Annotated in this window: 2 protein-coding genes; both read right to left on the bottom strand. The window is 69.8% G+C overall.

The window, feature by feature from the left end; genetic code table 11:
* Positions 1 to 76 precede the first annotated feature (76 nt).
* Positions 77 to 1,624, bottom strand: coding sequence for a GGDEF domain-containing protein (locus IE209_RS32980; protein ID WP_229883179.1), 1,548 nt, complete (start codon positions 1,622 to 1,624; stop codon positions 77 to 79).
* Between the two features lie 5 nt (positions 1,625 to 1,629).
* Complete coding sequence (locus tag IE209_RS32985; RefSeq protein ID WP_229883178.1) at positions 1,630 to 11,181, bottom strand: cadherin domain-containing protein; 9,552 nt, start codon at positions 11,179 to 11,181, stop codon at positions 1,630 to 1,632.
* Positions 11,182 to 11,196: the final 15 nt, after the last annotated feature.

The raw sequence follows: 11,196 nt of genomic DNA on the forward strand, positions 1-11,196 counted from the left end.
CTCATGAGCGACAGGTTGTCCGGCGTGTCGTCCACCACCAGCACGGTGGGCCGGGTCTGGGCGGTCGTGGTGTCGGTCATGCAGCTGCTCCTGCCGTCTCGGTGTCCTCGGTGCGCCACGCGGTCACGCGGTTGCGGCCGTTTTTCTTGGAGTGGTACAGCGCCTGGTCGGCCAGGTCGATCAGTGCGGCGGGGTCGGCCATGCCGGGTTCCAGTTCGCCGACACCGAAGCTCATGGTCACGCGCACGCCCGGGTGCTCGCGCAATGCCGCGCCCAGCGTGGCCGCGATGTCTTCGCGCAGCCGCTCGGCCACCTCGCGCGCCTGCGCCAGCGTGCTGCCGGGCAGCATCACGCAGAACTCCTCGCCGCCGTAGCGGCCGACGAAATCCTCGATGCGCAGCCCGCGGCTCAGCGCCCGCGCAGCACCCTGGATGACCTGGTCGCCGCCGCCGTGGCCGTACTTGTCGTTGACGGACTTGAAGTGGTCGATGTCGCACATGATGCAGGACAGCGGCCGGCCTTGCGCGCGCGCCTCGGCGAAGCGCTGGTCGGCCTGCTCCATCAGCGAGCGGCGGTTGAAGATGCCGGTCAACGCGTCGCGCGTGGCCAGCAGCGTGAGCTCCTCGTTCTTGCGCTCGATCTCCTTTTGCGAGGCGCTGAGGTCCTCCAGCGCCACGCGCAGTTTCTCGGTGCGTTCCTGCAGTTCCGTGACATCGGCAAAGCTCGCCAGGCAGCCGCGCACGCGGCCGTTGTCGCTGATGGGCGAGCAGTTGAGCACCAGGCGCAGCGTGGGCTGGTGCGCGCGCACCACGTGCAACGGCACGCCCAGCACGGGTGCCTTGTCCTGCACGGCCTGGCGCCAGGGCGGGGGGCTGCGCCGCTCGGCCGGCAGGCTGTCCACGAGCCAGCGCAGCTCGGCGGCATCGCGGCCGGTCAGGGCCTTGGCATCCTCGCCATCGACGCGCGTGAAGGCCTTGTTGGCCAGCATCACGCGGCCCACGGTGTCCAGCACGAGCACGCCCTCGGTCAGCGTGTCGAAGGCCGTGCGCACGCGTTCGGGCACGGCGGCGTTCGGGTCCAGATGGCGCAGCACGCGGCGCAGGTACAGCGAGTAGACCAGCAGGCCGACCACGGCGATGAAGGCCAGCCAGTGCACCAGCGGCTCGCGCAGCCAGCCGGCCAGCGTGGTCGGATACAGCGGCTGCATGACGAACTGGGCCTCGCCCCAGCGCTGGTTGCCCACCAGCAGCGGGATGCGGATGTTGTCCAGCGTGGAACTGCTGCCGGTCTCCAGGTGCCAGCCCTGCTCGTGGTTGCCGACCTGGCCCAGCACCTGGCTCTGGTTGTCGAGCACGCGGGCGGACAGCAGCCGTGGCTCGTGCGCGCGGGCGTCGGCCAGCACGCGCTGCAGCGGCGCGAGGTCGCGGGTGTCCGTGCTCAGCGTCCTGGCCACCTCCTGGGCCACGGCGCGGGTCACCAGCGCGTGGTGGTTGCGCACCAGCTCGCCGCGGTCGCTCGGGTAGCCCGTGAACATCTCGGCGATCAGCACCAGCGTGACCATGAGCGACACCAATCCGAGCGCGACGCGCACGGCGGGCGTGAACAGCTGGCGCCACCATCCCATCGAATTCACTGCTTGTCCTCCGCCACGGCTTCGTCGTCCTTGCGCCGGTCTTCTTCGGATTCGGTCCCGCTCGCATTGTCGTCCTTGGCATCACCGAAGGGCTGCTGCGCGCGTGGGTCGCGCGGCCCGCGCTGGCGCCGGTTCAGCACGGGCAGGGGGTCCATGCTGGTCCAGGCCGGCGACATCGCCAGCAGGCTGGCCAGCAGGGCGCTGCCGCGGCTGGCCCAGAAGGCCGCGCCGAGGCCGATGGCGATGCCGCCGGCCAGGGCCTGGTCCAGCGCCGCGCTGGCCTGCAGCGCGTCGCCGCGGGCATCCTCGGTGGTGTCGGCGACCACCGGCAGCGCGTCGGGCCAGGGGCGGCGGCCGGTCTGGGCGCTGGCATCGCCAGGCTGGCTGCGCAGCAGGTCAGGCAGCAGCAGCTCGGGCAGGTCGATGTCGCCCCAGGTGGCGTGGTAGTCGGACTGGCGCCATTGCACCCGCAGCAGCAGATCGGCCGGCAGCGGCTGCTGCGTGGCCGGCGTCAACAGCACGGCGGGCGCGGGCCGGGTGCCGGGCACGTGGTCGACGTGCACGGCCTCGGCGCCGCCCGCGAACTGCAGGCCGCCTTCCTCCGTGGCGCCGTTCTCGCCGGCGGCGGGCTCGCTGCCGAGTCCCGGGCCGACACCGGCGGCCGGCAGGCCCGGCGGCACGGGCACCGCCACCGGCGGCGTGGTGCCCGCTACGGGCGCGGTCGGCACCGGGTTCGGTTGCACGACCGGGTTGCCCGTGACCGTGACCAGCACCCGGTAGTCGCCCGTGCGTTCGCCGTCGCTGACGCGCACCAGCACCTCGTAGAGGTTGTCGCCATCGGCATCGCGCGGCGCCAGGAACAGCGGCGGGGCGCGGAAGGCGAGCCGGCCAGTGGCCGCGTCGATGGTGAACAGCGCCGCATCGGCGCCGCCGGCCAGCACGTACTGCAGGGGTTGGCCGTCCGTGCCGGTGGCCGGCACCGTGGTCACGGCCGTCTGCTGCTCGGGCACGCTGACCTGCACCGTGCCGCCCGGCAGCCCGCCGCCGTCGACCACGTCGCGCACGCGCACCGTCAGGGCCAGCGAGGCGCTGTGCAGGCCGTCGCTGACGCCGACGACCACGGCGTAGTCGTTGTCGCCGTCGGCATCGCCCGGGGCCTCGCGGTCCGGCGCCTGGACGAAGCGCAGCATGCCGGTCTGGGGGTCGATGGTGAAGCGCGCCGCGTCGGCACCGCCCACGATGCTGTAGCGCAGCGCCTCGGCCGGCAGGTCGGCGTCCCCGGCCTGCACGCGCACCACCTCGGTGCTGTTCTCGGGCACCTCGACCACGCCGCCCGGTGTGGTGAAGCGCGGCGCGTTGTCGTTGACGGGCGTGACCTGCACCGCCAGCTGCTGCTCGCTGGACTGCCGGCCGTCGCTCACGCGCACGCGCACGTCGTAGAGGTTGTCGCCGTTGGCATCGGCCGGGAGCTCGAAATCGGGCGCGGCGGTGAAGCGCAGCGCGCCGGTCCGCGCGTCGATGGTGAAGCGCGCCGCGTCGGCGCCGCCGACGATGCTGTAGACCAGCGCACTGGCCGGCGAGTCGGCATCGCTGGCGCGCACCTGCAGCACGTCGGCGCTGTTCTCGGGCACGGCCACGCTGGCCGGGCTCGTGATCACCGGGGCCTGGACGTTCGTGCTGCGGACCGCCACGTTGAACGCCGTCTCGCTGCTGCTGCCGTCGGACGAGGTCGCCAGCACCTTGATCGTGAAGCCATCGGCGTCCTGCAGCCGCGTGCCGTCGGCCACGGTCACTACGCCGGTGACGGGGTCGATGGCAAAACGGCCGTCGGCATCGTCGCTGAGGCTGTAGTGCACGGTGTTGTTGCTGCCGTCGGCATCCACCGCCGCGATGGTGATGCCCACGGTCGCCCCGGTGGCGGCGTTGTCGTCCACGCGGTTGGGCGCGGGATCGGTGTCCACGGCCGGGCCCACGGCGAACTCGTTGACGTCGGTCAGGGCGATGGTGAAGGCCGTGTCGGTGGTGGAGCCGTCCGAACTCGTGGCGCGCACCACGATGCCGTGCGTGGCGGCGCTCTCGTAGTCCAGCAGGCTGCCGTCGGCCACGGTGACCACGCCCGTGGCGGCGTCGATGGCGAAGCGCCCGCCGGCGTCGTCGACCAGCGTGTAGCTCACGGTGGAGCCGGCATCGGGGTCGCGCGCGAAGGCGGTGATGCCCACGGGCGTGCCGGTGCTCGCGTTCTCGGGCAGGCGGTTGGGCGCCGGGTCGGTGTCGACCACGGGGGAGATCACGGCCTCGTTCACGTTGCTCAGCGCGACCGTGAAGCTGGCGCTGGCGGTCGAGCCGTCGGACGACGTGGCCAGCACCGTGATCTGGTGGCTGGTGGCGCTCTCGTAGTCGAGCAGGCTGCCGTCGGCCACCGTGACCACGCCGGTCACGGCGTCGATGGCGAAGCGGCCGCCTGCATCGTCGCTGAGGCTGTAGTGCACCGTGGCCGTGCCGTCCGGGTCCACGGCCAGGACGGTGATGCCGACCGGCGTGCCGGTGGCGGCGTTCTCGGGCACGGTGTCGGGGGCGGGGTCGATGTCGCTGATGGCCCCCACCGGGCCTTCGTTCACGTCTGCGAGTTGGACCGTGAAGTTCAGGCTGGAGGTGGAACCGTCCGAGGAGGTGGCCAACACCGTGATCTGGTACTGCGCCTGGCCTTCGTAGTCCAGCAGGCTGCCATCGGCCACCGTGACCACGCCGGTGGCGGGATCGATGGTGAAGCGCCCGCCGGCGTCGTCGCTGAGCGTGTAGCTGACCGTGGCCGTGCCGTCAGGATCCAGCGCCTGGGCCGTGATGCCCACCGGCGTGCCGGTGGCGGCGTTCTCGGGCACTTGGTTGGCGGCGGGATCCATGTCCACGACGGGCCCCACCGGGGCCTCGTTCAGGTCCGCCAGGTGGACCGTGAAGTTGGTGCTGGACGTGGAGCCGTCCGACGAAGTGGCGCGCACGGTGATCTGGTGGCTGGATGCCGTCTCGTAATCGAGCAGGCTGCCATTGGCCACGGTGACGACGCCCGTGGTCGCATCGATGGTGAAGCGGCCGCCGGCGTTGTCCGTGAGGCTGTACGTGACCGTGGCCGTGCCATCGGGGTCGACGGCCTGGGCCGTGATGCCGACGGCCGTGCCGTTGGCGGCGTTCTCGGCCACCTGGTTGGCCGCGGCGTCCACGTCCGTGAGCGCGCCGACCGGTGCCTCGTTCGCATCGCCCAACTGGACCGTGAAGCCCATGCTGGATGTCGAGCCGTCCGAGGACGTGGCCAGCACCGTGATCTGGTGGCTGGTGGCCGTCTCGTAGTCGAGCAGGCTGCCATCGGCGACGGTCACCACGCCGGTGGTCGCGTCGATGGTGAAACGCCCGCCGGCGTTGTCGGTCAGGCTGTACGTGACAGTGGCCGCGCCGTCGGGGTCGAGCGCCTGGGCCGTGATGCCCACCACCGTGCCATTGACCGCGTTCTCGGGCACGGTGTTGGCCGCAGGGTCCACGTCGGTGACAGAACCGACCGGTGCCTCGTTCACATCCGTGAGGCTGACCGTGAAGGTGGCGCTGGCGGTCGAGCCATCGGAGGAGGTGGCCAGCACCGTGATCTGGTGGCTGGTGGCGCTTTCGTAGTCGAGAAGCGATGCATCGGCCACGGTCACCACACCGGTGCTGGCGTCGATGCTGAAGCGGCCACCCGCGTTGTTCGACAGGCTGTAGGTGACCGTGGCCGTGCCGTCCGGGTCGGTGGCCTGGGCCGTGATGCCCACGGCGGTGCCGTTGGCGGCGTTCTCGGGAACGGTGTTGGCCGCGGCGTCGGCGTCCGTGACGGCGCCGACAGGCGCCTCGTTCACATCGCTCAGGCTGATCGTGAAGTTGACGCTGGAGGTCGAGCCGTCGGACGAGGTGGCCAGCACCGTGATCTGGTGGCTCGTCGCGGTTTCGTAGTCGAGCAGGCTACCGTCGGCGACGGTGACGACGCCCGTGTTGGCGTCGATGGTGAAGCGGCCGCCTGCGTTGTCGGTGAGGCTGTACGTGACGGTGGCCGTGCCGTCGGGGTCGAGCGCCTGGGCCGTGATGCCCACGACCGTGCCGGTGGCCGCGTTCTCGGCAACGGTGTTGGCGGCGGCGTCCACATCGGCCACGGCGCCCACGGGCGCTTCGTTCACATCGCCGAGCGCGATGGTGAAGTCGGCACTGGAGGTCGAGCCGTCCGATGAGGTGGCCAGCACCGTGATCTGGTGGCTCGTCGCGGTTTCGTAGTCGAGCAGGCTGCCGTTCGCGACGGTCACCACGCCGGTGTTCGCGTCGATGGTGAAGCGGCCGCCCGCGTCGTTCGACAGGCTGTACGTGACCGTGGCCGTGCTGTCTGGGTCCGTGGCTTGGGCCGTGATGCCCACGGCCGTGCCGTTGGCGGCGTTCTCGGCCACGGTGTTGGCGGCAGCGTCCACGTCGGTCACCGCACCGACGGGCGCTTCGTTCACATCCGTCAGGTTGATCGTGAAGTTGGCGCTGGCGGTCGAGCCATCGGAGGAGGTGGCCAGCACCGTGATCTGGTGGCTGGAAGCCGTCTCGTAGTCGAGCAGGCTGCCATTGGCCACGGTCACCACACCAGTGCTGGCGTCGATGGTGAAGCGGCCGCCCGCGTTGTTCGACAGGCTGTAGGTGACCGTGGCCGTGCCGTCTGGGTCCAGAGCCTGGGCCGTGACGCCGACGACCGTGCCATTTGCGGCGTTCTCGGCCACGGTGTTGGTGGCGGGGTCCACGTCGGTCACCGCACCCACGGGCGCCTCGTTCACGTCCGTCAGGTTGATGGTGAAGTTCGCGCTCGAGGTGGAACCGTCCGAGGACGTCGCGAGCACCGTGATCTGGTGGCTGGTGGCCGTCTCGTAGTCGAGCAGACTGCCGTCCGCGACAGTCACCACGCCCGTGTTGGTGTCGATGGTGAAGCGGCCGCCGGCGCTGTTCGACAGGCTGTAGGTGACCGTGGCCGTGCCGTCGGGATCGAACGCCTGAGTCGTGATGCCCACGACCGTGCCATTGGCCGCGTTCTCGGACACGGTGTTGGCGGCAGGGTCCACGTCGGTCACGGCGCCCACGGGCGCTTCGTTCACGTCCGTCAGGTTGATGGTGAAGTTCGCGCTCGAGGTGGAACCGTCCGAGGACGTCGCGAGCACCGTGATCTGGTGGCTGGTGGCCGTCTCGTAATCGAGCAGACTGCCATTGGCCACGGTGACGACGCCCGTGGTCGCATCGATGGCGAAGCGGCCACCGGCGTTGTCCGTGAGGCTGTACGTGACCGTGGCCGTGCCGTCCGGGTCCGCGGCCTGGGCCGTGATGCCCACAGCCGTGCCGTTGGCCGCGTTCTCGGCCACGGTGTTGGCGGCAGCGTCCACGTCGGTCACCGCACCGACGGGCGCTTCGTTCGCATCCGTCAGGTTGATCGTGAAATTGGCGCTGGCGGTGGAGCCATCGGAAGAGGTGGCCAGCACGGTGATCTGGTGGCTGGAAGCCGTCTCGTAGTCCAGCAGGCTGCCATTGGCCACGGTCACCACACCAGTGCTCGCGTCGATGGTGAAGCGCCCACCGGCGTTGTTCGACAGGCTGTACGTGACGGTGGCCGTGCCGTCCGGGTCGATGGCCTGTGCCGTGATGCCCACGGCCGTACCGTTGGCGGCGTTCTCGGCCACGGTGTTGGCCGCGACGTCCACATCGGTGACGGCACCGACCGGTGCTTCGTTCACATCCGTCAGGCTGATCGTGAAGTTGGCGCTGGAGGTCGAGCCATCGGAGGAGGTGGCCACCACCGTGATCTGGCGGCTGGTGGCGACCTCGTAGTCGAGCAGGCTGCCATTGGCCACGGTCACCACACCAGTGCTCGCGTCGATGGTGAAGCGGCCGCCGGCGTTGTTCGACAGGCTGTAGGTGACCGTGGCCGTGCCGTCCGGATCCAAGGCCTGGGCGGTGATGCCGACGACCGTGCCGTTGGCCGCGTTCTCGAGCACGGCGTTGGCGGCTGCATCGACATCAGTCACCGCACCCACGGGCGCCTCGTTCACGTCCGTCAGATTGATCGTGAAGTTGGCGCTGGCGGTGGAACCATCGGACGAGGTGGCCAGCACCATGATCTGGTGGCTGCTGGCGGCCTCGTAGTCCAGCAGCGATCCATCGGCCACGGTCACCACGCCGGTGCTGGCGTCGATGCTGAAGCGGCCACCGGCGTTGTTGGCCAGGCTGTACGTGACCGTGCCCGTGCCGTCGGGGTCGACGGCCTGGGCCGTGACCCCCACGAGCGTGCCAGTGGCCGCGTTCTCGGCCACCGCGTTCGCGGCAGGGTCCACGTCGGTCACCGCGCCCACGGGCGCTTCGTTCACGTCGCTCAGGTTGATCGTGAAGCTGGCGCTCGAGGTCGAGCCGTCGGAAGAGGTGGCCAGCACCGTGATCTGGTGGCTGGTGGCCGTCTCGTAGTCGAGCAGGCTGCCATTCGCGACAGTCACCACGCCGGTGGTGGTGTCGATGGTGAAGCGGCCGCCGGCGTTGTCCGTGAGGCTGTAGCTCACGCTGGCCGTACCGTCGGGGTCCAGGGCCTGGGCCGTGATACCCACCACGGTGCCGTTGGCGGCGTTCTCGGCCACGGTGTTGGCGGCGGGGTCCACGTCGCTGACGGTGCCGACCGGTGCCTCGTTCACATCGCTGAGGTTGATCGTGAAGTTGGCGCTGGAGGTGGAACCATCGGACGAGGTGGCCAGCACCGTGATCTGGTGGCTGCTGGCCGTCTCGTAGTCGAGCAGGCTGCCATCGGCGACGGTCACCACGCCGGTGTTCGCGTCGATGGTGAAGCGGCCACCGGCGTTGTCGGTGAGGCTGTAGCTCACGCTGGCCGTGCCGTCGGGATCGATGGCCTGGGCCGTGATGCCCACGACGGTGCCGTTGGCGGCGTTCTCGGCCACGGTGTTGGCGGCGGGGTTCGCGTCGGTCACGGCGCCGATCGGTGTCTCGTTCACATCCGTGAGGCTGATCGTGAAGTTGGCGCTGGAAGTCGAACCGTCCGAAGACGTGGCCAGCACCGTGATCTGGTGGCTGGTCGCAGCTTCGTAGTTCAGCAGCGATCCATCGGCCACGGTCACCACACCGGTGTTCGCGTCGATGGTGAAGCGGCCGCCCGCGTTGTTCGAAAGGCTGTACGTGACCGTGGCCGTGCCGTCCGGATCCAGGGCCTGGGCAGTGATGCCCACGACCGTGCCGTTGGCCGCGTTCTCGGCCACGGTGTCGGCGGCGGCGTCCACATCGGTCACAGCGCCCACGGGCGCTTCGTTCGCGTCACCGAGCGCGATGGTGAAGTTGGCGCTCGAGGTCGAGCCGTCGGAAGACGTGGCCAGCACCGTGATCTGGTGGCTGCTGGCCGTCTCGTAGTCGAGCAGGCTGCCGTTCGCGACCGTCACCACACCGGTGTTCGCGTCGATGGTGAAGCGGCCAACGGCGTTATCCGTGAGGCTGTAACTCACGGTGGCCGTGCCGTCCGGATCGAGCGCCTGGGCCGTGATGCCCACCACCGTGCCGTTGGCGGCGTTCTCAAGCACGGTGTTGGCGGCCGCATCGACATCGGTGACGGCGCCCACGGGCGCTTCGTTCACGTCGGTCAGGGCGATCGTGAAGTTGGCGCTCGAGGTCGAGCCGTCGGAAGACGTGGCCAGCACCGTGATCTGGTGGCTGGAAGCCGTCTCGTAATCGAGCAGGCTGCCGTCCGCGATGGTGACGACGCCCGTGTTGGCGTCGATGGTGAAGCGCCCACCGGCGCTGTTCGACAGGCTGTACGTGACGGTGGCCGTGCCGTCGGGGTCGAGCGCCTGGGCCGTGATGCCCACGACGGTCCCGTTGGCGGCATTTTCGGGCACGGTGTTGGCGGCCGCATCGACATCGGTGACGGCGCCTACGGGTGCCTCGTTCACGTCCGTGAGGCTGATCGTGAAATTGGCGCTGGAGGTCGAGCCATCGGAGGAGGTGGCCAACACCGTGATCTGGTGGCTGGAAGCCGTCTCGTAGTCCAGCAGGCTGGCATTCGCCACGGTGACGACGCCGGTGTTGGCGTCAATGGTGAAGCGGCCACCCGCGTTGTCCGTGAGGCTGTACGTGACCGTGGCCGTGCCGTCGGGGTCCAGGGCCTGGGCCGTGATGCCCACGGCGGTGCCGTTGGCGGCGTTCTCGGGAACCTGGTTGGCGGCGGGGTCCGCATCGGTCACGGCGCCCACGGGCGCTTCGTTCACATCGCTCAGGTTGATCGTGAAGTTGGCGCTGGCGGTGGAACCGTCGGACGAGGTGGCCACCACCGTGATCTGGTGGCTGGCCGCAGCCTCGTAGTCCAGCAGCGATCCATCGGCCACGGTCACCACGCCGGTGCTGGCATCGATGCTGAAGCGGCCGCCGGCGCTGTTCGAGAGGCTGTACGTGACGGTGGCCGTGCCGTCGGGGTCGAGCGCCTGGGCCGTGATTCCCACGACCGTGCCATTGGCCGCGTTCTCGGGCACGGTGTTGGCGGCGGGGTCCACGTCGGTCACGGCACCCACCGGCGCTTCGTTCACGTCCGTCAGGTTGATCGTGAAGTTGGCGCTCGAGGTCGAGCCGTCGGAAGACGTGGCCACCACCGTGATCTGGTGGCTGGCCGCAGCTTCGTAGTTCAGCAGCGATCCATCGGCCACGGTCACCACACCGGTGTTCGCGTCGATGGTGAAGCGGCCACCCGCATTGTTCGACAGGCTGTACGTGACCGTGGCCGTGCCGTCGGGATCGAGCGCCTGGGCCGTGATGCCGACGACCGTGCCATTGGCGGCGTTCTCGGCCACGGTGTTGGTGGCGGGGTCCACGTCGGTCACCGCACCCACGGGCGCCTCGTTCACGTCCGTCAGATTGATCGTGAAGTTGGCGCTGGCGGTCGAGCCGTCCGAGGACGTGGCCAGCACCGTGATCTGGTGGCTGGACGCTGTTTCGTAGTCGAGCAGGCTGCCATTGGCGACGGTGATCACCCCTGTGGTGGCGTCGATGGTGAAGCGGCCACCCGCGTTGTCCGTGAGGCTGTACGTGACGGTGGCCGTGCCGTCGGGGTCCAGGGCCTGGGCCGTGATGCCCACGACGGTGCCGTTGGCCGCGTTCTCGGCCACGGCGTTGGCGGCGGGGTCCACGTCGCTGACGGCGCCGACCGGTACCTCGTTCACATCGCTCAGGTTGATCGTGAAGTTGGCGCTGGAAGTCGAGCCATCCGAGGATGTCGCGAGCACCGTGATCTGGTGGCTGGTGGCCGTCTCGTAGTCGAGCAGACTGCCGTCCGCGACGGTCACCACGCCCGTGCTGGCGTCGATGGTGAAGCGGCCGCCGGCGCTGTTCGACAGGCTGTAGGTGACCGTGGCCGTGCCGTCGGGATCGAGCGCCTGGGCCGTGATGCCCACCGCAGTTCCGGTGGCCGCGTTCTCGGGCACGGTGTTGGCTGCGACGTCCACATCGGTGACGGCACCGACCGGTGCTTCGTTCACATCCGTCAGGCTGAT

The organism is Pseudorhodoferax aquiterrae (assembly GCF_014652235.1).
Lineage (GTDB): Bacteria > Pseudomonadota > Gammaproteobacteria > Burkholderiales > Burkholderiaceae_C > Pseudorhodoferax > Pseudorhodoferax aquiterrae.

Coding starts and splice junctions, on each gene's coding strand:
- IE209_RS32980 (WP_229883179.1), bottom strand. CDS start 1,624: ATGGGATGGTGGCGCCAGCTGTTCACGCCCGCCGTGCGCGTCGCGCTC.